Source organism: Gordonia sp. IEGM753 (genome assembly GCF_050321825.1).
GTDB lineage: Bacteria > Pseudomonadota > Gammaproteobacteria > Pseudomonadales > Pseudomonadaceae > Aquipseudomonas.
The window spans coordinates 2,352,165-2,376,331 of the sequence record NZ_JBNQGB010000001.1 but is presented as its reverse complement, the minus strand read 5'-3'; the positions used below and the strand labels follow the sequence as shown (position 1 = coordinate 2,376,331).

The 24,167-nt window shown below is 58.7% G+C and carries 23 protein-coding genes; 13 read left to right on the top strand and 10 right to left on the bottom strand.

Annotated elements, in window-relative coordinates:
* Positions 1 to 5 precede the first annotated feature (5 nt).
* Positions 6 to 941 (bottom strand): class I SAM-dependent methyltransferase, encoded by a 936-nt coding sequence (locus tag ACQR3R_RS10635; RefSeq protein ID WP_428272080.1) that lies wholly within the window; start codon positions 939 to 941, stop codon positions 6 to 8.
* A gap of 174 nt (positions 942 to 1,115) precedes the next feature.
* Between ACQR3R_RS10635 and ACQR3R_RS10630 the strand changes: the two genes are divergently transcribed.
* The 5 genes from ACQR3R_RS10630 to ACQR3R_RS10610 all read left to right on the top strand — a co-directional run bounded on the left by ACQR3R_RS10630 (position 1,116) and on the right by ACQR3R_RS10610 (position 4,189).
* A complete protein-coding gene (locus tag ACQR3R_RS10630; protein ID WP_428272079.1) occupies positions 1,116 to 1,736 on the top strand; it encodes a cytochrome b/b6 domain-containing protein in 621 nt (206 codons plus the stop codon).
* Positions 1,733 to 2,512, top strand: coding sequence for a molybdopterin-dependent oxidoreductase (locus tag ACQR3R_RS10625; RefSeq protein WP_428272078.1), 780 nt, complete (start codon positions 1,733 to 1,735; stop codon positions 2,510 to 2,512). The genes ACQR3R_RS10630 and ACQR3R_RS10625 overlap by 4 nt, the downstream gene beginning before the upstream one ends.
* A 71-nt stretch (positions 2,513 to 2,583) precedes the next feature.
* Positions 2,584 to 2,862, top strand: a complete 279-nt coding sequence (locus ACQR3R_RS10620) for a pentapeptide MXKDX repeat protein (RefSeq protein WP_428272077.1) — start codon at positions 2,584 to 2,586, stop codon at positions 2,860 to 2,862.
* 187 nt (positions 2,863 to 3,049) lie between these two features.
* Positions 3,050 to 3,457, top strand: coding sequence for a response regulator (locus tag ACQR3R_RS10615; RefSeq protein WP_428272076.1), 408 nt, complete (start codon positions 3,050 to 3,052; stop codon positions 3,455 to 3,457).
* A 60-nt stretch (positions 3,458 to 3,517) separates the two neighbouring features.
* Entirely contained in the window at positions 3,518 to 4,189 is a 672-nt protein-coding gene (locus ACQR3R_RS10610) for an HAD-IA family hydrolase (protein WP_428272075.1), read from the top strand.
* Here the strand turns inward: ACQR3R_RS10610 and ACQR3R_RS10605 are convergent.
* From ACQR3R_RS10605 to ACQR3R_RS10585, 5 genes are all read right to left on the bottom strand, one after another.
* On the bottom strand, positions 4,186 to 4,845 hold the full coding sequence (locus ACQR3R_RS10605; protein WP_428272074.1) for an isoprenylcysteine carboxylmethyltransferase family protein: 660 nt from the start codon (positions 4,843 to 4,845) through the stop codon (positions 4,186 to 4,188). The two genes, ACQR3R_RS10610 and ACQR3R_RS10605, sit on opposite strands and share 4 nt — an antisense overlap.
* Before the next feature lie 64 nt (positions 4,846 to 4,909).
* Positions 4,910 to 5,227 (bottom strand): DUF2388 domain-containing protein, encoded by a 318-nt coding sequence (locus tag ACQR3R_RS10600; protein ID WP_428272073.1) that lies wholly within the window; start codon positions 5,225 to 5,227, stop codon positions 4,910 to 4,912.
* A gap of 82 nt (positions 5,228 to 5,309) precedes the next feature.
* A complete protein-coding gene (locus tag ACQR3R_RS10595) occupies positions 5,310 to 6,638 on the bottom strand; it encodes an MFS transporter (RefSeq protein WP_428272072.1) in 1,329 nt (442 codons plus the stop codon).
* 54 nt (positions 6,639 to 6,692) lie between these two features.
* Positions 6,693 to 7,631 carry a LysR substrate-binding domain-containing protein gene (locus ACQR3R_RS10590; protein WP_428272071.1) on the bottom strand — a complete coding sequence of 313 codons (939 nt, stop codon included), beginning with the start codon at positions 7,629 to 7,631 and terminating at the stop codon, positions 6,693 to 6,695.
* 51 nt (positions 7,632 to 7,682) lie between these two features.
* Positions 7,683 to 9,101 carry an FAD-linked oxidase C-terminal domain-containing protein gene (locus ACQR3R_RS10585; RefSeq protein ID WP_428272070.1) on the bottom strand — a complete coding sequence of 473 codons (1,419 nt, stop codon included), beginning with the start codon at positions 9,099 to 9,101 and terminating at the stop codon, positions 7,683 to 7,685.
* 220 nt (positions 9,102 to 9,321) lie between these two features.
* Between ACQR3R_RS10585 and ACQR3R_RS10580 the strand changes: the two genes are divergently transcribed.
* Entirely contained in the window at positions 9,322 to 9,732 is a 411-nt protein-coding gene (locus ACQR3R_RS10580) for an SRPBCC family protein (protein ID WP_428272069.1), read from the top strand.
* A gap of 366 nt (positions 9,733 to 10,098) precedes the next feature.
* Here the strand turns inward: ACQR3R_RS10580 and ACQR3R_RS10575 are convergent, their stop codons facing one another.
* On the bottom strand, positions 10,099 to 11,493 hold the full coding sequence (locus tag ACQR3R_RS10575; protein WP_428272068.1) for an ATP-binding protein: 1,395 nt from the start codon (positions 11,491 to 11,493) through the stop codon (positions 10,099 to 10,101).
* Entirely contained in the window at positions 11,471 to 12,154 is a 684-nt protein-coding gene (locus ACQR3R_RS10570) for a winged helix-turn-helix domain-containing protein (RefSeq protein ID WP_428272067.1), read from the bottom strand. The genes ACQR3R_RS10575 and ACQR3R_RS10570 overlap by 23 nt, the downstream gene beginning before the upstream one ends.
* 671 nt (positions 12,155 to 12,825) lie before the next feature.
* Between ACQR3R_RS10570 and ACQR3R_RS10565 the strand changes: the two genes are divergently transcribed.
* Positions 12,826 to 13,767, top strand: coding sequence for a hypothetical protein (locus ACQR3R_RS10565; protein ID WP_428272066.1), 942 nt, complete (start codon positions 12,826 to 12,828; stop codon positions 13,765 to 13,767).
* Positions 13,768 to 13,927: 160 nt separating this feature from the next.
* On the opposite strand, the gene ACQR3R_RS10560 is transcribed toward ACQR3R_RS10565, so the two are convergent.
* Both ACQR3R_RS10560 and ACQR3R_RS10555 read right to left on the bottom strand, forming a co-directional pair.
* Positions 13,928 to 14,539: a glutathione S-transferase N-terminal domain-containing protein gene (locus tag ACQR3R_RS10560; RefSeq protein ID WP_428272065.1), complete on the bottom strand. Its 612-nt coding sequence runs from the start codon at positions 14,537 to 14,539 to the stop codon at positions 13,928 to 13,930.
* Between the two features lie 75 nt (positions 14,540 to 14,614).
* The gene (locus tag ACQR3R_RS10555) at positions 14,615 to 15,535 is read right to left on the bottom strand and encodes an SIS domain-containing protein (RefSeq protein ID WP_428272064.1); all 921 of its coding nucleotides are present in this window, start codon (positions 15,533 to 15,535) and stop codon (positions 14,615 to 14,617) included.
* A 308-nt stretch (positions 15,536 to 15,843) separates the two neighbouring features.
* On the opposite strand from ACQR3R_RS10555, the gene ACQR3R_RS10550 reads away from it, so the two are divergent.
* The 6 genes from ACQR3R_RS10550 to iolD all read left to right on the top strand — a co-directional run bounded on the left by ACQR3R_RS10550 (position 15,844) and on the right by iolD (position 24,144).
* The gene (locus tag ACQR3R_RS10550; protein ID WP_428272063.1) at positions 15,844 to 17,781 is read left to right on the top strand and encodes a bifunctional 5-dehydro-2-deoxygluconokinase/5-dehydro-2-deoxyphosphogluconate aldolase; all 1,938 of its coding nucleotides are present in this window, start codon (positions 15,844 to 15,846) and stop codon (positions 17,779 to 17,781) included.
* 167 nt (positions 17,782 to 17,948) lie between these two features.
* Entirely contained in the window at positions 17,949 to 18,842 is an 894-nt protein-coding gene (gene iolE, locus ACQR3R_RS10545; RefSeq protein ID WP_428272062.1) for a myo-inosose-2 dehydratase, read from the top strand.
* Positions 18,839 to 19,648 (top strand): 5-deoxy-glucuronate isomerase, encoded by an 810-nt coding sequence (iolB, locus tag ACQR3R_RS10540; protein ID WP_428272061.1) that lies wholly within the window; start codon positions 18,839 to 18,841, stop codon positions 19,646 to 19,648. The genes iolE and iolB overlap by 4 nt, the downstream gene beginning before the upstream one ends.
* A 31-nt stretch (positions 19,649 to 19,679) precedes the next feature.
* A complete protein-coding gene (locus ACQR3R_RS10535) occupies positions 19,680 to 21,182 on the top strand; it encodes a CoA-acylating methylmalonate-semialdehyde dehydrogenase (protein ID WP_428272060.1) in 1,503 nt (500 codons plus the stop codon).
* 24 nt (positions 21,183 to 21,206) lie between these two features.
* Complete coding sequence (locus tag ACQR3R_RS10530; RefSeq protein WP_428272059.1) at positions 21,207 to 22,028, top strand: TIM barrel protein; 822 nt, start codon at positions 21,207 to 21,209, stop codon at positions 22,026 to 22,028.
* Positions 22,029 to 22,212: 184 nt separating this feature from the next.
* Positions 22,213 to 24,144: a 3D-(3,5/4)-trihydroxycyclohexane-1,2-dione acylhydrolase (decyclizing) gene (iolD, locus tag ACQR3R_RS10525; RefSeq protein WP_428272058.1), complete on the top strand. Its 1,932-nt coding sequence runs from the start codon at positions 22,213 to 22,215 to the stop codon at positions 24,142 to 24,144.
* The last annotated feature ends 23 nt before the right edge of the window (positions 24,145 to 24,167 follow it).

Here is a 24,167-nt window from a genome sequence, read left to right as displayed (position 1 = left end):
ACGCTTTATTGACGAAACACCAGTGCCTTCAGCCCGCATTCAACATCGGCATCCGGAAATTCGGGTGGGTTCTGCAACCGCTGTTCGAAGCGCAGGCTTGGCGCTTCACGCGTGACGCCATCGATCAAAAAGTCGGCGCCAAATGCAGGGTCGTTCATGCACGCCAATACCGTGCCTTGCGGGCTGAGCAATTCCGGCAACCGACGCAGCACGCGCTGGTAGTCCTTGGTCAGCAGAAAACTGCCTTTTTGAAAGGACGGCGGGTCGATGATCACCAGGTCATAGGGACCCTTGCCGATCACTTTGCCCCAGGACTTGAACAGGTCGTGGCCCAGAAACGTCACCTTGCTCATGTCATGTGAGTTGAGTCGGTGGTTATCACGACCACGGTTCAGCGCCGGGCTCGACATGTCCAGATTGACCACGTGCGAGGCGCCGCCCTCGATGGCCGCCACTGAAAAACCACAGGTGTAGGCGAACAGGTTCAATACCCGTTTGCCCTGGGCATTGGCCTTTACCCAGTCACGGCCATAGCGCATGTCGAGAAACAGCCCGGTGTTTTGTTTGCGGCCCAGGTCTACCCGATAACGCAAGCCACCCTCGGTGATGACCCTTTCTTCAAGCGCCTCCCCGAGTAGCCATTCGGTGGTGCTTTGCAGCAGGTAGCGATGTTGCAACGCCAGGGTGTGCGCACCGGATGTCGCCCATGCCGGTGACTGCGTGAGCTGCATCAACTCTTGCTGCAAGTCTTGCAGTTGCGCCGCTTCCGGCTCCTTGAACAGCGATACCAGGACCACGCCCTGCAACCAATCGACGGTCAACTGCTCCAGTCCCGGCCAGCATCGCCCGCGCCCGTGGAACAACCGACGGGTTTCTGCGGGAGGCGCAGCCAGTGCTGTCAGCAGGTGGTCGTGGAGCAGGGCGAGCGCTTGTGAGTTCATCGGGCTGGGTCGGCTATTTGAGGGGGCGGCATTTTAACCACATTTACCGCGCAAAAGCGGATGGCGCCAAGCTTTGGAGTTATCACGTTTAATTTAACTTTACGTGAGGATTTGGCGATCAGTCGGCCTCCATACTCGGCCCCAACGAACAACAACAACCGCCGGGAGCCCACCATGTCGCAGATACCTGCCTCTTCCACGGTCAGCACTCATCCGCGCTGGCTACGGCTGACTCACTGGCTGAATGCCTTGGCGGTGCTGGTGATGGTCACCAGCGGTTGGCGCATCTATAACGCCTCGCCGCTTTACGGTTTCAGTTTTCCCAACGGCATTACGCTCGGTGGCTGGCTTGGCGGCGCATTGCAATGGCACTTCGCGGCGATGTGGTTCCTGGCCATCAATGGCCTCATTTACCTGATCATCAATTTGAGCAGTGGCCGCCTGGCACGAAGGTTCTTTCCGGTGTCGCCGAAGGGGCTGGCACATGACCTTTGGGCGGCGCTGAGAGGGCGGCTGGGGCACGCCGACTTGAGCCACTACAACCAGGTGCAACGTGTGGCGTACCTGTTTGTGATGCTCGACATCACGCTGCTGGTGGTCTCGGGACTGGTGTTGTGGAAGTCGGTTCAATTCCCGCTGCTGCGAGAATTACTTGGCGGTTACGACACCGCACGGCATGTGCACTTCATCGCCATGTCGCTGTTGATGGCCTTCGTCGCGGTGCACCTGGTGATGGTCGCGCTGGTTCCTAAGACACTGTTGACCATGCTGTTCGGGCGCAAGGAGCACGTATGAAAAAGCGCATAGAAGGCCTGGATGAATCATCCATTCTCAAGGACGCCCGCAAAATTCTCGCACCACAGATCGAAGACCGCTCACGGCGCTCGTTCCTGATGCGTGGCCTGACCCTCGGCGGCGTGGCGATGTTGTCGGGCTGCAACCTGACCGATAACGAAAGCGTGGACACCGCGCTGTCCTCTATGTCGCGGCTCAATGACCGGGTGCAGGGCTGGCTGTTCAATCCCAACGCACTGGCGCCGACTTACCCGGCATCGATGATTACCCGGCCGTTTCCGTTCAATGCCTTCTACGGCATCGATGAAGCGCCCACGGTTGAGGAACAAGGTTTTCGGCTGGAAGTGACCGGGTTGGTCGCCGACAAACGCAGTTGGCGCCTCGAAGAGCTGCGCGCCATGGCCCAGAACGAGCAAATCACCCGGCATATTTGTGTGGAAGGCTGGAGCGCCATCGGCCGCTGGGGCGGCGTGCGCTTCAGTGATTTTCTGAAGCGCGTCGGCGCGGACACAGACGCTAAATACGTCGGTTTCAAATGCGCCGACGACTACTACACCAGCATCGACATGGCCACCGCGCTGCACTCGCAAACCCTGCTGGCGCTGACCTATGACGGCGCGGTGCTGCCTCGCGAATACGGCTTCCCGATGAAGCTGCGCATGCCGACCAAGCTTGGCTACAAGAATCCCAAACACATTCAGGCGATTTTCGTCAGTAACACCTACAGCGGCGGCTACTGGGAAGACCAGGGCTACAACTGGTTCGGTGGCAGCTGACGGCGCCTGGCTACTTCACCGCGCAGCTCACGCTGCGTTCATTCGCAACCTGTGCTTCAAGGAGTTACACCATGAAAAAGTTGACCACCGTCGTTCTGTCCATGTGCCTCGCTGTGGGCGCTGCCAGTGTTTTTGCCGCCGATACCACCAACAACGGCATGAGCAACGACAGCATGAGCAAAGACTCGATGTCCAAAGACACCATGAAGAAAGACACGATGAAAAAGGACGCCATGACCAAAGATTCGATGTCCAAGGATGCGATGAAAAAAGACACCATGTCCAAGGACGGCATGAAGAAAGACGCGATGTCCAAAGACACAATGAAGAAGGATGACATGTCGCAGTAATCCAGCACCGTCATGCGGGAATGTGGTTGCAGTCATTCCCGCATGATGTGTTCGTTTCACGCTGCTTTAATTGATTTTCGTCGCCTGGTTGTATCAAAAATGAATTTCCCCGCAATACGCTGCTCATACCTGTAGGCAGCGGATTTGAGCCCGCGAAATCATTAGGCAATCAGGGAGTGGCACGGTTATGAGTCCATTATCAACGGCGGGCGAGCAGCTTCCTGGCGAGTTGATTCTTGTGGTTGAGGATGATCCATTGATCCTTGAATTTCTCTGCGAAATTCTTCAGGACGAAGGTTTTGTTGTCCAGCCGCAGCAAAGCGCGGATGCGGCAGCGGTTTACCTGGAAGATCATTCGAACGAAGTCAGGCTTTTACTCACCGACATCACCATGCCGGGCAAGCGCAACGGCGCGGATTTGGCGAACGAGTTCGGCGACCGCTGGCCCGATAAACCGATCATGATCATGTCTGGTTTTGAAACGCCGGAGAGTTCCGGTGTGCGGCACGAGGTTTCGTTTATCAAGAAGCCGTGGGCGCTCGGGCAATTACTGGATTGTGTCGAAGGTGCATTGAAGTCTCACCGCACTGTGTAGAACATGGGTCGTGTACATTGCTGCAAAACCTGTCCGGCTCTTGCGTTAGGAAATTCTCCCTTGTCTGCTCAAAAATCCGTGTTCGATACCCCCTATCGCGCTTTTCTGTTCGATATGGACGGTACAGTGCTCAACTCCATCGCCGCCGCCGAACGCATCTGGACCCAGTGGGCAGTACGTCACGGGTTAGAGGTGGCCTCGTTCCTGCCGACGATTCACGGTGCCCGCGCCATCGACACGGTCAACCGTCAGGGATTGCCGGGTATAGATGCGCACGCTGAAGCGGCGTGGGTGACCCAGGCCGAAACCGAAGACGTGGAAGGCATCGTCGAGGTGGCTGGCGCGGCGCGATTCCTGAAGTCATTGCCTGCCGATCAATGGGCTATTGTGACCTCTGCACCCAGAAAACTGGCGTTGCGCAGGATGGCGGCGGCCGGTATTCCGGAGCCTGCGGTAATGATTACCGCCGAAGAGGTGAGTGCCGGCAAACCCGACCCCGCAGGTTTTCTGCTGGCGGCGCAACGGCTGGGTGTCGATGTGACCCAGTGCCTGATATTCGAAGATGCCAAAGTCGGAATTCTTGCAGCGCAGGCTTCTGGCGCCGACCTGTTGATCATCACCTCGACCCATCAGCACCCGATAAAGACGTCGCACCAAACAATGCCCGACTATGAATCGGTAACGGTACAGGCAGACTCCAACGGTGACATTCGCCTGCTTCACGCTGACTAATACAGCCCCGGAATCAAGCGCCAACTGCGGCTGCAATACGCCTCGTATTCATTGCCGAACGTCGCGCGTAACAGCGCTTCTTCGGAGTGGATACGGGCGATCAGCGGTATCACCGTAAGTGCCGCCAGCAGCAGGCCAACCCCTGAGCGAAACGCCAGTGCCCAGCCGACGGCGATGACCAATATGCCCAAATAACTGGGGTTGCGCAGGGTTCGGTAGATTCCGTGCGTCACCAGGCTGTGACCGGGCTGGATAGCGACCAGACCGCTGAAGCGTTTGCCTAGCACGAACACCGGCCACAATCGCAATGCACCGCCGATGCAGAACACCACCGCGCCTATCCAGCGCACGCCTTCGCCGCCGAAGGTCCAGAATTCGATCCGGTCGGTGTAGGCGGGCAGGTACCCGCTCAATAAACCGATCACGCCGAACACCGGCAACACCCACCGGTTCCCTCGGTCTTCGTGCTCGCCGGAACTCAAATTGACTTCGGTGTACAGCGATGCAATTGCCATGGCCATCGTGGCGACGGCAACGATTACCAGCGAGGCATGAGAGAAAAAAGCGTTAAAACCACCCATTCCCCAAACGGCCAGCGCAAGGTACGCGAGCGTGGAGAGAACAGCTGTAATCGCTAAGCCGCGCGAGATTTTCATGTGCATTCCACGGGGCTGAAAACGCTAGACACGCGTTAACAGCCCGTATGTGAAGACTTCACATTCATTGCCCGGTAGCAACGCCTTCCTGAACCAGGATCGCTGTGGCCAGGTCTTCGTCACTGGCGTTCAGACCAGGGTTGTCCTGACGAATTTTCTGCATCACCGACTCCAGATAAACACCGCGAATCGCGCCGCCACTGGCAATGAAGCTGGAGGCGTCGTCTTTTGCGGGAATCATCAGTTTGTGATCTTTGAAGGTTGAGTACAGCGATGCGGAAACCCCGGCCGAGGTTGCGACATCGCCGGCGTCCACTTTGGCAAAAGCCGAACCGAACGGTAAGCACAGCACTAACGAGGAAATCAGAATCAGACGGCGCATGACGGTGTCCTCCGACAGCCTGAAGCATAAAAGGTGTACTACATTCTTAGGATGCCTGGCGGTCGCCAGGAGTTCCCTTTACCTAATTGTAGGCGCCCGCTTCGCGGGCCGGAGTATTTCGTGCCTGGGAGACGCTTAATCCCAGTAGCCCGCCGATGACCAGCACGCCGGCCATGAAATACATCGCGACTTGCGTGTTGCCGGTCACCTGAGTCAGCCAGCCAACGACAATGGTGCTAAAGAACCCTGCGACGTTGCCCAGCGAATTGATCAATGCGATGCCAGCAGCGGCTGCTGCACCGCCGACCACGGCGGTGGGCATGCCCCAAAACACTGGCAGGCTGCTGATCATCGCGGCGGTGCCGATGGTCAGGCCGACCATCGCCAATATCAGGTTAGCGCCGAACAACGTGCCGAATACCACTCCCGCCGCGCCGATGCAGGCACACATCGCCAGGTGCCAGCGGTACTCACGGTGACGGTCTGAGCTGCGCCCGACGATGACCATACTGATCGCCGCGACGGAGTAGGGGATTGCGGTCAGCACGCCAATCTTCCACGGTTCGGCGACGCCGCTGTCGCGAATGATGGTCGGCATCCAGAAACTGATGACGTATTGGCCCAACACCAGACAGAAATACACGGCACCCAGCAACCAGATCTTCGGGTTGAACAAGCCATCGCGCACCGAATGCCCTGGTTTGTCGCTGGCTTCACGATCCAGCGCTGCCTGCATCCCGCGTTTTTCTTCGGGGCTCAGCCAGTGCGCGTCGGCGATACGGTCCCGCAGCAGGAAAAACACTGCGGCGCCGAGCACTACCGCAGGCAACCCTTCAATCACAAACAGCCATTGCCAACCCGCATAACCGGCCACGCCGTCGAGGTTATGCATGATCAAACCGGAAATCAGCGACCCCAGCATGCTCGAAATCGGCAAGGCAGCGATGAACAGCGAAATCATCACGCCACGGCGGTGACTGGGAAACCAGGTCGTGAGGTAAAAAATAATCCCGGGGAAAAAACCGGCTTCGGCAATGCCGATCAAAAAGCGCAGCAGGTAAAAGCTCATGGGCGTTTCGACAAACATCATCGCCGCCGACAGCAGGCCCCAACTGATCATGATCCGGGCTATCCAGCGGCGCGCGCCAAAGCGATGCAACGCAATATTGCTGGGGATCTCGAACATCAGGTAACCGACAAAAAACACCCCGGCACCCAGGCCGTAAACAGCATCGCTGAACTTCAGGTCGTCGAGCATCTGCAACTTGGCGAAGCCGACATTGACCCGGTCCAGGTAGGCCACCAGGTAGCAGACAATCAGCAGCGGAATGATCCGCCACGCCGTTTTGCGGTAGGCCGCGTGCAGTGCGTGGTCCGGTATTGCGCCAGGGAGCGGCGGTTGTGTGTTCATCTCAAGCCTCTTTCTTGTTGTTGTAGGGGCAGTCATGAAAGCGTGGTTGATTGATCAGATGACGCGGCTTCCCGGCCATTCACCGCGTTGGCACATGCCCAACACCACTTCGCGGATCAGCTCGCCGATCAGTGTTTTCAAATGGCTGGTGGGCATCGCCGTGCAACTGCAAATCCCCAGCGTGCGCGACAAGCCTTTGGCCGCAATTCGATGGGCTACCAGGCGCCCGTCTTCAATTTCGCGCATGGCCAGGTTCAGCGGCATGATGCTGTGACCGATTCCGGCCTCCACTGCACTTTTGAGGATGTGCACTGAGTTGACCTCCATCGCAATGTCGCCCAGCGGCAGCCCGTGTTGCTTCAGTGCGTGCTCCACGAGGATGCGTGTGGCGTGGCCATGCGCCTGGCTGGGGAACACCAGTGGCCGGGCGAGCGCTTGTGCCAGCGATACCTCACCGGGCGGCGGCGCATCGGGCGCGTTGGCCCTGTGGATCAGGTAAAAGTCTTCTTCGATCAATGGGCTGAACTGCACTTGCGGCGGCAAACCGAGGGAGGTGAACACGGCCAGGTCGACGCGACCGTGCACCAGTTGATCCATGACGTTGCCGGTCAGCTCTTCATTGAGGTGAAACGACACGAGTGGATAACGCGCAGCCACGGCACGCATCAGCGGCATGGCAAGAATGGTCGCGACACTTTGCGGCAACGCCACGACGATCGAACCACTCACCGCCCCCGGGCTGCTGATGACCGCTGCACGGGCATCGCTCAGGTGTTTGAGCATGCCCTGTGCATACTCATAAAACACTTTGCCGGCGTCGCTGGCGATTACACCATTGTGGCTGCGATGGAACAGCTGAACCCCCAGCTCATCTTCCAGCGCCGACATCTGTTTACTCAGTGCCGACTGCGCCACGTGCACTTGGCGGGCAGCCTGGGACAGGCTCCCGCAGTCGATGACCGCGACGAAGTATTTTATCTGGCGAATTTCCATGAGCGCTCCCTGCCGGGCTCTGACGTGCGTGGCCGATGATGGTACCGCGCGTCAGCCTGGCAATTGGCCGCGAGGGAAAATCTTTCCAGGGTTCATCAGTTGTTTCGGGTCCAGCGCCGCTTTGATCGCGAGCATGACGTCCACTGCGTTTACCCCGTGTTCAACCGCCATGAAATGCTGTTTGGTCAAGCCGATGCCGTGTTCCCCGGTGCAACTGCCTTGCATCGAAATGGCGCGTTCGGCCAGTCGGTGGGCGATGGCTTCGGCGCGTTCGACTTCAGCGGCATTGTCTGGATCAACCAGAATCAGTGCGTGGAAGTTGCCGTCGCCGACATGCCCGAAAATCGGGGCCAGAAAACCGTTTTCAGTCAGGTCGGCATTGGTGGCTTCGATGCACTCGGCCAGGCGCGAGATGGGCACAACCGCGTCGGTCGTCAAGGCGCGACAGCCCGGGCGCAAGGCGAGGGCGGCGAAATAGGCGTCATGCCGCGCTTGCCACAACCGGCTGCGATCTTCCGGATGAACCGCCCATTCGAAGTCCAGCCCTTGGTGTTCGTCTGCGACCATGCGTACGGTTTCGACCTGTTCTTCGACACTGGCTTGCGAGCCGTGTAATTCGAAAAACAACGACGGAGCTTCACGCCATTGCGTTTTGCTGTAGGCATTCAGGGCGCGGATGGTCAGCGCGTCGAGCAGTTCGATGCGGGCAATTGGCACGCCGAGCTGGATGGTCTGAATCACCGCGCGTACCGCATGGTCAACGCTTGGAAAGCGGCACACGGCGGCTGAAATGGCTTCGGGAATCGGGTGCAGCTTGATGGTCAACTCGGCAATGGTCGCGAGCGTGCCACCCGAGCCCACCAGCAAGTGCGTGAGGTCGTAACCGGCCGACGATTTGCGTGCGCGTCCGCCGGTGTTGATGACGCGACCGTCGGCCAGCACAGCCGTCATGCACAGCACGTTTTCGCGCATGGTGCCGTAGCGCACCGCGTTGGTCCCCGAGGCGCGGGTCGCTGCCATGCCGCCCAGCGAAGCATCGGCACCGGGATCAATCGGGAAGAACAGACCCGTGCCGTGCAGCGCTGCGTTCAACTGCTTGCGGGTCACGCCGGGTTGGACGGTGACGTCCATGTCGTCGACACGAATCTCCAGGATCTGGTCCATGCCCGACACATCGATGCTCACGCCACCATGAGAGGCCTGCAACCAGCCTTCCAGCGATGTGCCGCTGCCATAGGCAATCATCGGCACATCGTGGCGATAGCAGGCCTGGCTGATGTTGACGATGTCGTCGATGCTCTTGGCAAATGCCACGGCGTCCGGTGGCATCGGGTCTAGCGCGGAAATATCGCTGCCATGGTGCTCGCGCACGCTGGCCGAGGTAGAAAATCGTGAGCCCAGCAATTGGCTCAGTTGTTCACGCAAGCTATCGGGAAGCGGCAGGTTTTCGCCGGCAACAGTAAGGGTCATCGAGCAATCTCCGGTTATTGTGCGCCGCGCGGTGGTAAGCGGCATTTGTCGGGAGCTGGTGCTTATCTTAGTCAGGCTGGGGCCAACACTCGCAGTGCTGAATTCAGATGGTGCCATCTCGAAACGAGATGGGGTCGCGGGGTGGCGATCCTGGCTTACTTGGTCAACTATGAGTGACCAGAAGCGCCGACTTCATTATTCATCAGGAGAACTGACCTCTATGGCCACTGCATCAGCATCTATTGAAATCAAGGCTTCGGCCGACCAGGTGTGGCAATTGATTGGCGGCTTCGGCTCGCTGCCGGACTGGCTGCCATTGATAGCAAAAAGCGAACTCAGTGAAGGCGGGCGTGTGCGCAGCTTGCAAACGGTGGACGGCGCGGTGGTGGTCGAGCGCCTGGAGACATTTGATAACGCGGGCAAAACGTACAGCTACTCGATTGTGCAGGGACCGTTTCCCGCCACGGATTACCTGGCGACTATCCTGGTGGAAGCGCAGGGCGAGGGCGCACGAGTAACGTGGTCGGGGCGCTTCAAGGCAAAAGGCGTGACTGAGCAAGAAGTGGAAGCGCTGTTTGCCGGCGTTTACGGCGGCGGCGTTGAAGCGCTAAAGGCCAATTTTCCTGCGTAACGAGCGATCAATGTGGCCGGCTGCTTAGGGGCGGCTGCGCCACCCAACGCGAGCAAGCTCGCTCGCCACAAGAGTGTGGAGTGCTACTTAGTTTTGTGGCGAGGGAGCTTGCTCCCGCTCGGCTGCGCAGCAGTCGTAAACCTGAATGGCGCAGTAGGTCTGGAACAACGCGGTGCCTGGATGAGGGCGGCTGCGCCACCCAGCGCGAGCAAGCTCGCTCGCCACAGGAGTGTGGAGTGTGGCTCAGCTTTGTGGCGAGGGAGCTTGCTCCCGCTCGGCTGCGCCACAGGAGCGTGGAGTGTGGCTCAGCTTTGTGGCGAGGGAGCTTGCTCCCGCTCGGCTGCGCAGCAGTCGCAAAAGTCTGTTTCAGTTACTCGAAATAAGGCTCTGCCGGCAATCCAGCACCAGCCGTGCGCCGCCCGATGGGCTTTCGCCCACGTCCAGCGAATAGCCGTGCAGGCTGACAATCGCGGCCACAATCGACAGCCCCAAACCAAAACCGCTTTGCTGATTGCCGCCCTCGGCACGGTAGAAACGCTGGAACACCGCCTCGCGTTCGGCCAGCGCAATGCCTGGTCCGGAGTCGAGCACTTCTATACGTGTATGCCCGCCATCGTTGACCCCGCGCAAAATCACTTCGCCGCCAATCGGCGTGAACTTGATCGAGTTACTCAACAGGTTGGCAATGGCCTCGAACAGTAACGCGCGATCACCATTGAGCGGTGGCAACGAGTCTGGTAGCTGCAGATGAAAAACCAGTTCGCCTTCTTCCGCCAGCGGCAGGTAAAAGTCATGCAGTTCCTGCAGCAGCGGCAGCGGATCCAGTTGCACAAAACCCGAACGCCGCTGGCGATCTTCCAGTTCGGAAATTCGCAACAATCCGCGAAAGCGCGCCATTAAGGTGTCGGCTTCACCCAGCACCGAATCGAGTTGCACGGCCAGTGTCGAACCCTCGTCAGCCTGCTGCTGGATTCGGTACAACTGCGCGCGCAGACGCGTGAGCGGGGTGCGCAGATCATGGGCGATGTTGTCGCACACACCCTTGACCTCGTTCATCAGGCGCTCGATGCGCTCAAGCATGGCGTTGACGATTGCCGCCAGCATGTCCAGTTCATCGCGGCGATTGGACAAGGGCAAGCGCCGGGTCAAATCGCCGGCAACGATGGCTTCGGCACTGGCCTGGATCGCTCGAATCCGCCGCAACGGCCTACGCCGCAGCAAATGCCAACCGGCAATACCGGGAAGAATGGTCAGGGTTACGCCCCAGAACAAGGCGTGAAGAATGATCCGCGTCACCGCGAACAGCGAGCCGTTATCGCGTACCAGGATCAGCCAGCGACCATCCAGCGTTTGCGTGGCCACAGCGTCGCAACTGTCGGCGGGCAGCGTCGGGTCATCGGATTCGGCGCAGTCTTCGAGCATGTGAATCTTGCCGTCCAGTGGCAGTTCCTCGGGCATGTCACGCAGCGCGCCGCTGATGTAACGATGCTCCTGGTCGAACAGGCCATAGGCGTCGATGCCGCGAATATCGAAGGTCATGCTGGCCGCGAGGGCGTCGACCAATTGTTCGCCAGAGAAGCGCGAAAACAGGTGCTGACGTTGCATCAACGAGTGTTTGGCCAGGTTGTCCAGGTAGCCGGAAACCTCGTAATACATCACCCCCATCAGAATCCCGCTCCAGGCCACGAACAGTGAACTGTAGAGCGCCAGCAAACGGCTGCTGGAAGAGCGCCAGCCTTTAGAGGGGTTCAGCAATGACATAACCCGAGCCTCGCACGGTTCGAATCAACGGGACATTGCCGGGCGGGTCGATTTTTTTGCGAAGTCGGCCGATGTGCACGTCGATCAGGTTGGTGCCGGGGTCGAAGTGATAGCCCCAGACTTCCTCGAAAATCATCATCCGCGACAGAATCTGCCCGGTGTTGCGCATCAGGAATTCCAGCAGCTTGTACTCGGTGGGTAACAGCGTCAGGAGTTGACCGTCACGACTGGCCTCATGGCTGATCAGGTTCAGTTCCAGGTCGGCCACGCGCAGGGTTGTGGCTTGGGCGCTGACGGTGTTCTGGCGGCGCAGCAACACTTCGACCCGCGCTGCCATCTCGTCAGTGGCGAACGGTTTTGTCAGGTAGTCATCGCCGCCGGCGCGCAGCCCGCGAACACGCTCATCGACATCGGAGAGGGCGCTGATCATCAAAATTGGCGTGGCGACGCCCATGGTCCGCAGCGTAGTGACAATGGCCAGGCCGTCGAGCTCGGGCAGCATGCGGTCGAGGGTAATCAGATCGTAATGACCACTGACAGCTCGTTCCAGCCCTTCGCGCCCATTGTCCACCCAGTCCACGTCCAGCCCATGGCTGCTCAGTTCAGCCACTATTTCGCGAGCAGTCACGGCGTCGTCTTCGATGGTCAAGATACGGGTCATAGGGCGGGCCTGATAGTTAGTTCATGGCGTAGGTGCAGGCATTTTGCCAAGAATCGCCTGCAACGTTTTAAATTAACTTTCATGTTGGCGCATTGCTGTACCTTGAGAATTGATATCATAAGGCCATACCACCAATAAGGAGTTGCAATGTGGGCACTATAATTCGGTGCGGCTGGATGCTGATGTTTTTGCTGTTCATGTGCCTGTTCAGCTCGTTCGCGCTGGCTGCCAATACACCATGCTCCGGGAAGAAGGGCGGTATCGATCGTTGTGACGGTGAGCTTTTCCTGTGCAATGACGGCTCCATAAGCGCGTCGAAAAAAAGTTGCTCCGCCCTCTATGGCTCAACTAACCCCACTCGTCCAAATGCATTGTTGCAAAGCGCCGATGGCTGCGCGTGCGGTACCAGCACCTTTTGCACTGGGCCTAGAGGTGGCGTTTATTGCCTGACCCCCAGTGGCAACAAGAGCTACAAACGCAAGTAACCCCGCGCAATGCATAAAACCCGCTGATATCGACGCCGTATTGCAAATTGCATGGTTTTTATAAGTTCAAACTTTATAACCCATTGAATTATAAGTATTTATTTAAAACTGGCGAATGGCACGCCTGCTGCAATTACTCCAGCGACAAGTTGTAACAACATCTTTCCTGCCTGGAGCGCTACAACAATGAATAGATCCTCTGATGGTTTTTATCCTGCCGCAGAAGAATCAAGCACGCTGTCGGGCGTTTCCTGGGGCGCGATTTTCGCCGGTGCGGCTGCCGCTGCGGCGTTATCGATGATCCTGGTATTGCTCGGTTTCGGTTTGGGTTTTTCCGCCGTTTCGCCTTGGGCCAATGAAGGCATAAGCGCCAAGAGTTTGGGCATTTCAACCATTGTCTGGTTGGCGTTCACCCAAATAGTGGCCTCAGGCCTGGGTGGTTATATTGCCGGCCGGCTACGTGTGAAATGGGCCAACATGCATGGCGATGAAGTGTACTTTCGCGACACTGCCCACGGCTTTTTGTCGTGGTGCGTGGCAACGCTGGTGACGGCGGTGCTGGTTATCGGTTCGGTCAGCAGCATCGTCAGCGGTGGCATACATGCCGGCGCCAGTGCTGTCGGCGGTGCTGCCAGTGTAGCTACTCAAGCCGCAGGCGCAGCTGCCAACAAGACTGACAGTGATCAGTTTGGCTACTTTGTCGACAGCCTGTTCCGCGATGATCGTCCTGCCGCGGTGGGTGATGATGCTGCCCGCAGCACCGTGACCCGGATCTTTGTGCAGAGCCTGAGCAACGGCGGCCAATTGTCGGCTGAAGACCGTACTTACCTGGCACAACTGGTGGCGCAACGGACCAACCTGACGCAAGCCGATGCTGAACGCCGTGTCGATGAAGTCTACGCTCGCACTCAAAAAGCATTGGCCGATGCCAAGCAGGCTGCTCAACAAGCTGCTGACACCGCTGCCAAAGTCGCTGCCATGACTGCACTGTGGATGTTTGTTGCACTGCTGATCGGCGCGTTCTTCGCCAGCTTCGCCGCAACCTTCGGTGGTCGTCGCCGGGACGCGGTGGTGTATGTCGAATCCGATGCTTATGTCACCCCAAATTCATTGCCCCCAGTTCGCTAAACCAGGAGAAACCTCATGCGCTCATTACTGTTGTTCTTTCTCGGTGTACCGATCCCGATCATCATCCTGATCGCCCTGTTCATGCATTGATGCAATACCTCTGAGGCCCATGCCTCTGCCGCTTCTACCTCAGGTAGAAGCGGCGTTTTGGTTTAAAGGGTCACTCAATTGGAGTGCTGACAAATACACCCAGCGCTTCGGCGTACGCGGTGAAGGCGCTGATCAGCGGGAATCGTCCAGCGTCGACCTGATCCGGCACCACCAGGTTGGTGAAGCTCCAGGCCACCGCCAGCGTGATGCCCGCCTGATCAATCGAACCGTCAGTGCGCAGCGGCTGTTTTTCCAGTGCGCGTTCGAGTCCCGAATACGCTGCCGCCAGTTGCCCTTCGACCCGTTCCACCCACGGTTCAAACTGAATCTCGGCCGGGCGCAGATTGCGTTCGTAGTACAGCTGTACCGATTTCTCGCACGCGGCCAGTGCCAGGCCGATCAGGTGCAAGGCGCGTACGCGTTGATTGAGGTGGGCGGGCATCAGGCTTTTACCCGGCCCGGCGAGTGCCTCCAGGTAATCGATGATCAATGTTGAATCCATCAACACTTCGCCATCATCCAGCACCAGCGTGGGTGCCTTGACCACCGGGTTGATCTGCTCGAATTGATCGAAGTGTCGAAACACCGAAACCGATTCGTGTGCCAGTTCAATGCCAAGGCATTTGGCAGAAATGGCGGCGCGTCGCACGTAGGGTGAATCCAGCATGCCGATCAACTTCATTGAAACCCTCCAGCAGATGTCCATTTCGGATGGACAACATTAGCTGAGGTTCAGCGAGCTGCAAACGGTGGCGGGTTAATCGTCGAATCCGACCTGTTCGTGAATTTCGTCGACCTTCAGTTCCAGGCGATATGCCACGGCAATAAACAACGCCTGGCACAGGCACAACGTCGCACTTAACGAGCGGAAAGCGAACGAGGAACCTTCGTTCACCAGCAGCACGGTGTTGGCGCGTTTGGCCAGCGGCGACAGGTTGCTGTCGGTGATGATCAGGGTTTTGGCCTGGTGGTGCTGGGCGATGCGCAGGCAGTGCTGGGTTTCCTTGCCGTACGGCGTGAAGCTGATGGCGATCACCAAGTCGTTGGCGCGCACGCTGCGCATCTGCTCGCGATAGCTGCCGCCCAGCCCCGAGACCAAGTGAATGCGCTTGTTGGTGTGCTGCAGGTTGTAAACCAGGTAATCGGCCACCGCAAACGAACGGCGCACGCCGACCACGTAGATGTTATCGGCATTCACCACCAGGTCCACGGCTTTGTCGAAGGCCGCATCGTCAAGTTCCAGGCCCAGTCGTTCGATGCCCGACAGGGTCGCGTCGATGCACTCGCGGGCCAGGTCGCCGCCGCTGGCCTTCTGCGATTTGTTGGCGATCATGCTGCGAATGCGTTGCTGGTAGTTCTGCACCGGCGTGGTCTTGTGCGTATACGCCTCGCGGAACAGCGTCTGCATTTCGCTGAAACCACTGAAGCCGAAACGCTGGGAAAACCGCACGATGGCCGACGGATGCACTTCGCATTCGCGGGCAATATCGCTGATGCGGTCAACCATGATCCGGTCGCTTTGCTGGCTCATGTAACTGGCGATGCGTTTGAGCTGGCGCGGCAGGCTTTCGTATTCATTGGTGATCAGCTGCAGCAAACGCTCGGCATTGATCGGGGGGCTGACAAGATCGCTCTCAGGCGTGTTCTCGCTCGTGGCCGGCTGATCGGTGCGGGACATAAAAAATCCTTTTGGCTTGTTCTTATAGGGATCAGGAAACGTCATCCCCAGACAATAGGTTGGCTGTGCGCAGTCTACAGGGTAGGCCACAAGAAAATCCCGGCTGACGGTCGCCAACAGGCTTGCTGAAACGATGTACTGCGTCTGGAACGCTCGTACCGCAGTTTATTGGAAAAAATATTCCACGTAAAAAATATTTGGAATAAATATTGATTGTTCGGTCCGGAACGTTTTAGTCTGCGTCCACCAACAGTGTTCCGCGCCGCCAAGGCGCCGAGCGCAGGCTGATAAAAATAACAGGAGCCAGCATGGGCCAGACTCGTTTTGCCAGTGGGCGTCAATTGGATTTGATTTGCCTTGGGCGCCTTGGCGTCGACCTCTATGCGCAGCAAGTCGGGGCGCGGCTGGAGGATGTCAGCAGCTTCGCCAAATATCTCGGTGGCTCATCCGCCAACATCGCGTTTGGCACGGCTCGATTGGGCCTCAAGTCGGCGATGCTGAGCCGGGTCGGGGACGATCACATGGGGCGTTTCCTTCTGGAATCCCTGGCGCGTGAAGGGTGTGATGTCAGCGGTATCAAAGTCGATGCAGAGCGCCTGACCGCCATGGTGCTGCTGGGCCTCAAGGACCGTGAAACCTTTCCGCTGGTTTTCTACCGTGAAAATTGCGCCGACATGGCACTGCGTGCCGAGGACATCAGCGAAGCCTTTATTGCCTCCAGCAAAGCGTTGCTGATCACTGGCACTCATTTCTCTACCGACGGGGTCTACAAGGCGAGCATTCAGGCGCTCGACTACGCCGAAAAGCACAACGTCAAACGTGTGTTGGACATCGACTATCGCCCGGTGCTCTGGGGCCTGGCGGGGAAGGCCGACGGTGAAACGCGGTTTGTCGCTGATCAGAACGTCAGCCAACACGTGCAAAAAATCCTCCCGCGTTTTGACCTGATCGTAGGCACTGAAGAAGAATTCCTGATTGCTGGCGGTTCCGAAAATTTGCTCACTGCGCTGCGCAATGTCCGACGCCTGAGCGCTGCAACGTTGGTGGTCAAGCTCGGCCCGCAAGGCTGCACCGTGATTCACGGGGTGATTCCGGTGCGCCTCGAAGATGGCGCGCTGTATCCCGGGGTTCGGGTAGAAGTGCTTAACGTGTTGGGGGCCGGCGATGCCTTTATGTCGGGTTTCCTCGCCGGTTGGCTGGAAGATGCCAGTGACGAGCGCTGCTGCCAGTTGGCCAATGCCTGCGGAGGCCTGGTGGTGTCGCGCCATGCGTGTGCCCCGGCAATGCCGACCCGCGCCGAACTCGACTATCTGTTCAGCAGCCCGGTGCCTATTACGCGCCCGGATCAGGACGCGGTATTGCAGCGTTTGCACCAAGTAAGTGTGCCGCGCAAACAGTGGAAGCAGTTGTTCATTTTTGCCTTCGACCATCGCGGGCAATTGGTCGAGCTGGCGCAGAAGGGCGGGCGTGAGCTCAGCAGTATCGGTGAACTCAAACAACTTTTTATCAACGCTGTGGAGCGGGTCGAAGCTGACTTAAAGGCGCAAGGCATCGAAGCCGATGTCGGGCTGCTGGCCGATCAGCGCTTTGGCCAGGATTCGCTGAACGCTGCGACAGGTCGTGGCTGGTGGGTTGCGCGACCGGTGGAGGTACAGGGTTCGCGGCCATTGGCCTTCGAACACGGTCGCTCTATCGGCAGCAACCTGATTGCCTGGCCGCAGGAACAAATCATCAAGTGCCTGGTGCAATTTCACCCGGACGACGAGCCGCTGCTGCGTCTGGAGCAGGAAGCGCAGATCAAGGGTTTGTACGAGGCCGCGCAAGTCAGCGGGCATGAACTGCTGCTGGAAATCATTCCGCCCAAGGACCATCCGTCGACGCACCCGGATGTGTTGTATCGCGCGCTTAAACGCCTCTACAACCTGGGCATTTATCCGGCCTGGTGGAAAATCGAAGCGCAAAGCGCCGCCGAATGGAAACAGCTCGACGAGCTGATTCAAGAGCGAGATCCGTATTGCCGAGGCGTGGTGCTGCTGGGGTTGAACGCGCCAGCAGCAGCGCTGGCCGAAGGGTTCGTGCAAGCGAGCCACAGCCAGACTTGCCGCGGTTTTGCGGTGGGCCGCACGATTTTCCAGGAACCGAGCCGCGCGTGGATGGCCGGTGAAATCGACGACGAAACACTGATCCGCCAAGTGCAGGGCACGTTTGTTGGCTTGATCGATGCCTGGCGCACAGCCCGGAGCTGAACATTTTCAATGTGTGAACACTGAACCTGTGGGAGCGAGCCTGCTCGCGATTGCGGTCTGACAGTCAATATTAAAGTCGCCTGACACACCGCTATCGCGAGCAGGCTCGCTCCCACAGGGTTGAGTGCCGCATTCAATGATTAGGTAAAACAATAAAAGGTGCAGCCATGCCCGCTATTCGAATTGGCATCAACCCGATTTCCTGGAGCAACGACGACTTGCCGTCGCTCGGCGGCGAGACGCCGCTGAGCACCGCGCTGAGCGAAGGACGTGAAATCGGTTACGAAGGTTTCGAGCTGAACGGTAAATTCCCGAAAGATGCCAAAGGCGTCGGTGACGTGCTGCGGCCCTATGACCTGGCGCTGGTGTCTGGCTGGTACTCCAGCCGACTGGCGCAACGCTCGGTGGCCGAAGAAATCGATGCCATCGGCAGCCACGTTGAACTGCTGGCCAAGAACGGCGCCACGGTGCTGGTCTACGGCGAAGTCGCCGATTCGATTCAGGGCCAGCGCATTCCACTGGTCGAGCGCCCGCGTTTCCACACCGAACAGGCCTGGCAGGCCTACGCCGACAAGCTCACTGAGCTGGCACGCTTCACCCTGTCCCAAGGTGTACGGTTGGCGTATCACCATCACATGGGCGCCTACGTCGAGTCGCCGGCCGACATCGATAAATTGATGGCATTGACCGGCAGCGAAGTCGGCCTGTTGTTCGATTCAGGTCATTGCTATATGGGCGGAGGTGAGCCGCTGCAGGTGCTGCGCAAACACATCGAGCGCATCTGTCACGTGCATTTCAAAGATGTGCGCAAACCGGTGGTGCAACTGGCGCGCAACAACCTGTGGAGTTTTCCGGACTGCATCATCAACGGCACCTTCACTGTGCCGGGCGATGGCGACATTGATTTCTCGGCGTTGCTCGACGTGCTGTGGGCTGCCGACTATCACGGCTGGCTGGTGGTCGAAGCCGAGCAGGACCCAGCCGTTGCGCCCAGTTACGTCTACGCCAAAAAAGGTTACGACACTTTGCGTGCGTTGCTCGATGAGAGGATCGCGTCATGAGCCTGCTGGTTAAAAGCAACGCGTCGGGCCAGACCATGGTCGAGTTGGGCGCCGCAGCGCTGGAATACGTAGGCTTCGCGGCTTATCGCCTGAGCCCGGGTGAATCCTTGCCGGTGGCCGCCGGTGATAAAGAGCTGTGCCTGGTGTTGCTCAGTGGGCGCGCCAGCATCAAGGGCGAAGCGCCGGGGCAGGGCAGTTTCGATTGGCAAGATATCGGTGATCGGCAGTCGGTGTTCGACGACAAATCGCCGTTCGCCGCTTATCTGCCCCCTGGCAGTCAGGCTCAGGTTATCGCCTCAAGTGAAGTGCAGATTGCAGTGTGTGCCGCGCCCGGCGCCACGGGTAATGGCCTTGGCCCACGGCTGATCAGACCTGAAACCATGAAGCGCAGCGTGCGCGGCAAGGGCGCCAATACCCGCTACGTGTGCGACATCCTGCCAGACACCGAGCCTGCGCATTCGTTGCTGGTAGTGGAGGTGCGCACGCCGTCCGGGCATTCGTCCAGCTACCCACCGCACAAGCACGACACTGACGATTTACCGCACCAGAGTTTTCTTGAAGAGACCTATTACCACCAGATCAACCCGCCTCAGGGTTTCGTTTTTCAGCGGGTCTACACCGACGATCGCAGTATCGATCAGGCCATGGCCGTGGAAAACAGTGACCTGGTGGTGGTGCCCAAGGGTTATCACCCGGTCAGCGTGCCCTATGGCTACGAGTCGTATTACCTGAACGTGATGGCCGGCCCGAAACGGGTGTGGCAGTTCCATAACGATCCACAGCACAGCTGGTTGCTGGATCTTTGAATTCCAACGGTTTGAAAGGAGAAGAATAACAATGAGCGACGCCCAGGTCATAGGCCACTACATCGACGGTCAGGTATGCGACAACGGCAGTGAGCGGTTCAGCAACGTGTTCAATCCCGCCACCGGCAGCGTTCAGGCCCGCGTGGGGCTTGCGACTGAGAAAACGGTGAACGACGCGGTTGCCTCAGCCCTTGCAGCATTCCCGGCGTGGTCCGAACAATCGTCGCTGCGCCGTTCGCGGGTGATGTTCAAGTTCAAGGAATTGCTTGACCGTCATCATGATGAATTGGCAGAAATCATCAGCCGCGAGCACGGCAAGGTGTTCTCCGATGCCAAGGGCGAAGTCACCCGCGGCATCGAGATCGTTGAATACGCCTGCGGTGCGCCGAACCTGCTGAAAACCGAGTTCAGTGACAATATCGGTGGCGGCATCGATAACTGGAACCTGCGTCAGCCGCTGGGCGTTTGCGCGGGTGTCACGCCGTTCAATTTTCCGGTGATGGTGCCGCTGTGGATGATCCCGCTGGCGTTGGTCACCGGTAACTGCTTCATCCTCAAGCCTTCCGAGCGTGATCCTTCCGCCAGTGTGCTGATGGCGCGGTTGCTGACCGAAGCCGGTTTGCCCGACGGTGTGTTCAACGTGGTACAGGGTGACAAAGTCGCGGTGGACGCGTTGCTGCAACACCCGGATATCGAGGCCATTTCGTTCGTCGGTTCGACGCCGATTGCCGAGTACATTCACCAGCAGGCGACCTCGCGCGGCAAACGAGTGCAAGCGTTGGGCGGGGCGAAGAACCACATGATCGTGATGCCTGACGCCGACCTCGATCAAGCGGCCGACGCATTGATTGGCGCGGCGTACGGCTCTGCCGGCGAACGCTGCATGGCTATTTCGATTGCAGTTGCGGTCGGCGATGTTGGCGATCAGTTGATCGCTAAACTGCTGCCACGCATCGATCAGCTCAAGGTCGGCAACGGCATGCTGGGTGACAGCGACATGGGACCGTTGGTGACCGCCGAACACAAGGCCAAGGTTGAAGGCTTTATCGACCAGGGCGTGGCGCAAGGCGCACAGCTGATCGTTGATGGGCGCCATTTTAAAGTGCCGGGTGCCGAGAACGGTTTTTTTGTCGGCGCAACACTGTTCGATAACGTCACCACCGAGATGAGTATTTACCAGCAGGAGATTTTCGGTCCGGTGCTGGGCATCGTGCGGGTGCCGGATTTTGCCAGTGCGATCGCACTGATCAACGCCCATGAGTTTGGCAACGGCGTGTCGTGCTTCACCAGCGACGGCGGCATTGCCCGCGCCTTCGCTCGCACGATCAAGGTTGGCATGGTCGGCATCAACGTGCCGATTCCGGTGCCGATGGCCTGGCACTCTTTTGGTGGCTGGAAGCGCTCGCTGTTCGGTGATCACCACGCTTACGGTGAAGAAGGCATTCGTTTCTACAGTCGTTACAAAAGCGTGATGCAACGCTGGCCTGACAGCATCGCCAAAGGCCCTGAATTCAGCATGCCGACTGCCAAGTAGTTCCACTTGCGGAGTACAACAATAATGAGCAAACCCCTGCGCTTCGCCCTGAACCGTATGGTCGCCCCACGCTTGTCCCTGCCTGAGTTCATTGAACTGGCGGTGGCGCTCAAGGCTGACGCCATCGAAATCCGCAACGACCTCAAAGGGGTCGAGATCGAGGACGGCACGCCACCCGAGCGAGTGCGTGAGTTGTGTGCAGCGAAGGGCATCAGCGTGTTGTCGATCAACGCCTTGTACCCCTTCGATGTGTGGAATGACGAGCGCCGTGTGCAAGCGCTGAAACTGGCGGCGTATGCCCGTGATTGCGGAGCGCAGGGGCTGGTGTTGTGCCCGTTGAACGACCGCGTCGATCCGCGCAGCGAGGCCGAGCGCGCCTCAGGCCTGCGCACCGCATTGAGCGCACTGGCGCCTGTCTTACGTGATCACGGCCTTCTCGGCTTCGTCGAGCCGCTGGGTTTCGAGGAGTGCTCGCTGCGCCGTAAAGCACCGGCAGTGGAGGCGATCAAGGCCATTGGCGGCCTGGATGTATTCCGCCTGGTGCACGATACCTTTCACCATCATCTGGCCGGCGAGCAGGCGTTTTTTCCGGCGCTGACCGGGCTGGTGCACATCTCGGGCGTGGAAGATGCCGACGCTCCGCTCAACAGCATCCGCGATGGCCATCGAGTGCTGGTGGGCGAGGGCGACATCCTTGGCAATGCGGCGCAGATCGACACCCTGCTGAGCTCCGGTTACAGCGGCTACCTGTCGTTCGAACCGTTTGCCGACAGCGTGCATGGCCTGGCGGATATCCAGCAGGCCATCGGCGCCAGCATGGCGCACCTGCAAAAAACTCAAGGCTGATGAAATTTCTCCTCGAGGTGCAGGGCGATGGAGTGTGAGGCTCGTGGTAAGGGGGTTATCCCCGTCCGGCTGCGCAGCCGTCGTCACCCATCGGGGATGAATTCCTTCGCCACAAAAGCTCGCAGCCGGATTGCCACAGAAGCTCGCTTCCACAAAAGTTTCTTCGTGTATTGAAGGATTGAACATGACCACAACACGACTGACCATGGCTCAGGCCCTGGTGAAATTCCTTGATAACCAGTACATCGAGGTCGATGGTGTCCAGAGCAAGTTCGTTGCCGGGATTTTTACCATTTTCGGCCATGGCAACGTACTCGGTCTGGGGCAGGCGCTGGAGCAGGACAGCGGCGACCTGATCGTGCATCAGGGCCGCAACGAACAAGGCATGGCGCACGCCGCAATCGGTTTCGCCAAACAGCACCTGCGGCGCAAGATTTACGCGTGTTCTTCATCGGTCGGCCCGGGCGCGGCAAACATGCTGACCGCTGCCGCCACGGCGACGGCCAACCGCATACCGCTGCTGCTGTTACCCGGCGATGTGTACGCTTGTCGCCAGCCAGATCCGGTGCTGCAACAGATCGAACAGTTTCACGACTTGAGCATCAGCACCAACGATGCGTTCAAGGCTGTCAGCAAATACTGGGATCGCATCAACCGTCCCGAGCAACTGATGACGGCCGCGATCCATGCGATGCGCGTGCTCACCGATCCCGCCGAAACCGGCGCCGTGACCTTGGCGTTGCCGCAGGACGTGCAGGCCGAGGCCTATGATTACCCCGATTACTTCCTGCAAAAACGCGTGCACCGCATCGAGCGTCGCCCGGCGACCGAAGCGATGCTCGGCGATGCCCTGGCGTTGTTCAACGGCAAGCGCAAGCCTCTGATCATTTGCGGCGGTGGGGTCAAGTACTCCGGTGCCAATGCGGCCCTTCAGGCGTTTGCCGAACGTTTTGATATTCCATTCGCTGAAACCCAGGCCGGCAAGAGCGCGATCGTTTCAAGCCATCCGCTGAACATGGGCGGTATCGGCGAAACCGGTTGCCTGGCGGCCAATCTGCTGGCCAAGGACGCGGATTTGATCATCGGTGTCGGCACCCGCTACAGCGATTTCACCACGGCTTCCAAATCACTGTTCCAGCACCCTGAGGTGCAGTTTCTCAACCTTAATATCAGCCCTTGCGATGCGCTGAAACTCGATGGTGTGCAACTGCTGGCAGACGCAAGAAGTGGTTTTCAGGCATTGAGTGATGTGTTGGGCGATTACCGCAGTGCGTGGGGCGAGCAGCCGCGCGAGGCCAAGGCGCAACTGGATGAGGAGGTTGATCGGCTCTATCAGGTCGAGTATCAGGGCCGGGATTTCGTCCCGGAAATCAATGACCACATGGACCCGGCAGTCCTGCGCGAATTCATCGAGCTGACCGGCTCGTGCCTCACGCAAAGCCGTGTATTGGGCGTGCTTAATGAAACCCTGGCCGACGACGCGATCATCGTCGCCGCCGCCGGTAGCTTGCCGGGCGACTTGCAACGCAGTTGGCGCAGCAAAGGGGTGAATACCTACCACGTGGAATACGGTTATTCGTGCATGGGCTACGAAGTCAACGCGGCGCTGGGCGTAAAACTCGCCGAGCCGGCGCGTGAGGTGTACGCCCTGGTCGGTGACGGCTCCTACATGATGCTGCATTCCGAATTGGCAACCTCGATTCAAGAGCGTCGCAAGATCAACGTGGTGCTGCTCGACAACATGACGTTCGGCTGCATCAACAACTTGCAGATGGAACACGGGATGGACAGCTTCGGCACCGAGTTCCGTTTCCGTAATCCTGAGACCGGCAAGCTCGATGGCGGTTTCGTCCCGGTGGATTTCGCCATGAGTGCGGCGGCCTATGGCTGCAAGACCTACACAGTGAACACTGTCGAAGAACTGCAGGCTGCGCTGGCCGATGCACGGTTGCAGAGCGTGTCGACGCTGATCGACATCAAGGTCCTGCCCAAAACCATGATTCACAAGTACCTGTCGTGGTGGCGGGTCGGCGTGGCGCAGGTGTCCACCAGCGTGCGCACCGATGCGGTCGCCAAGACCTTGAATGAACGACTGGCCAAGGCCCGTCAGTACTGATCTCCCTACAGTTGCCAACACTA

Bases quoted from the DNA above. Each gene is read 5' to 3' on its own strand.
- ACQR3R_RS10595 (WP_428272072.1), bottom strand. From the start codon at position 6,638: ATGAACACACAACCGCCGCTCCCTGGCGCAATACCGGACCACGCACTG.
- ACQR3R_RS10615 (WP_428272076.1), top strand. From the start codon at position 3,050: ATGAGTCCATTATCAACGGCGGGCGAGCAGCTTCCTGGCGAGTTGATT.
- ACQR3R_RS10600 (WP_428272073.1), bottom strand. From the start codon at position 5,227: ATGCGCCGTCTGATTCTGATTTCCTCGTTAGTGCTGTGCTTACCGTTC.
- ACQR3R_RS10570 (WP_428272067.1), bottom strand. From the start codon at position 12,154: ATGACCCGTATCTTGACCATCGAAGACGACGCCGTGACTGCTCGCGAA.
- ACQR3R_RS10620 (WP_428272077.1), top strand. From the start codon at position 2,584: ATGAAAAAGTTGACCACCGTCGTTCTGTCCATGTGCCTCGCTGTGGGC.
- ACQR3R_RS10590 (WP_428272071.1), bottom strand. From the start codon at position 7,631: ATGGAAATTCGCCAGATAAAATACTTCGTCGCGGTCATCGACTGCGGG.
- ACQR3R_RS10635 (WP_428272080.1), bottom strand. From the start codon at position 941: ATGAACTCACAAGCGCTCGCCCTGCTCCACGACCACCTGCTGACAGCA.
- ACQR3R_RS10535 (WP_428272060.1), top strand. From the start codon at position 19,680: ATGAGCGACGCCCAGGTCATAGGCCACTACATCGACGGTCAGGTATGC.
- ACQR3R_RS10565 (WP_428272066.1), top strand. From the start codon at position 12,826: ATGAATAGATCCTCTGATGGTTTTTATCCTGCCGCAGAAGAATCAAGC.
- iolD (WP_428272058.1), top strand. From the start codon at position 22,213: ATGACCACAACACGACTGACCATGGCTCAGGCCCTGGTGAAATTCCTT.
- ACQR3R_RS10575 (WP_428272068.1), bottom strand. From the start codon at position 11,493: ATGTCATTGCTGAACCCCTCTAAAGGCTGGCGCTCTTCCAGCAGCCGT.
- ACQR3R_RS10530 (WP_428272059.1), top strand. From the start codon at position 21,207: ATGAGCAAACCCCTGCGCTTCGCCCTGAACCGTATGGTCGCCCCACGC.
- ACQR3R_RS10585 (WP_428272070.1), bottom strand. From the start codon at position 9,101: ATGACCCTTACTGTTGCCGGCGAAAACCTGCCGCTTCCCGATAGCTTG.
- ACQR3R_RS10625 (WP_428272078.1), top strand. From the start codon at position 1,733: ATGAAAAAGCGCATAGAAGGCCTGGATGAATCATCCATTCTCAAGGAC.
- ACQR3R_RS10560 (WP_428272065.1), bottom strand. From the start codon at position 14,539: ATGAAGTTGATCGGCATGCTGGATTCACCCTACGTGCGACGCGCCGCC.
- ACQR3R_RS10550 (WP_428272063.1), top strand. From the start codon at position 15,844: ATGGGCCAGACTCGTTTTGCCAGTGGGCGTCAATTGGATTTGATTTGC.
- iolB (WP_428272061.1), top strand. From the start codon at position 18,839: ATGAGCCTGCTGGTTAAAAGCAACGCGTCGGGCCAGACCATGGTCGAG.
- ACQR3R_RS10555 (WP_428272064.1), bottom strand. From the start codon at position 15,535: ATGTCCCGCACCGATCAGCCGGCCACGAGCGAGAACACGCCTGAGAGC.
- ACQR3R_RS10630 (WP_428272079.1), top strand. From the start codon at position 1,116: ATGTCGCAGATACCTGCCTCTTCCACGGTCAGCACTCATCCGCGCTGG.
- ACQR3R_RS10605 (WP_428272074.1), bottom strand. From the start codon at position 4,845: ATGAAAATCTCGCGCGGCTTAGCGATTACAGCTGTTCTCTCCACGCTC.
- ACQR3R_RS10580 (WP_428272069.1), top strand. From the start codon at position 9,322: ATGGCCACTGCATCAGCATCTATTGAAATCAAGGCTTCGGCCGACCAG.
- iolE (WP_428272062.1), top strand. From the start codon at position 17,949: ATGCCCGCTATTCGAATTGGCATCAACCCGATTTCCTGGAGCAACGAC.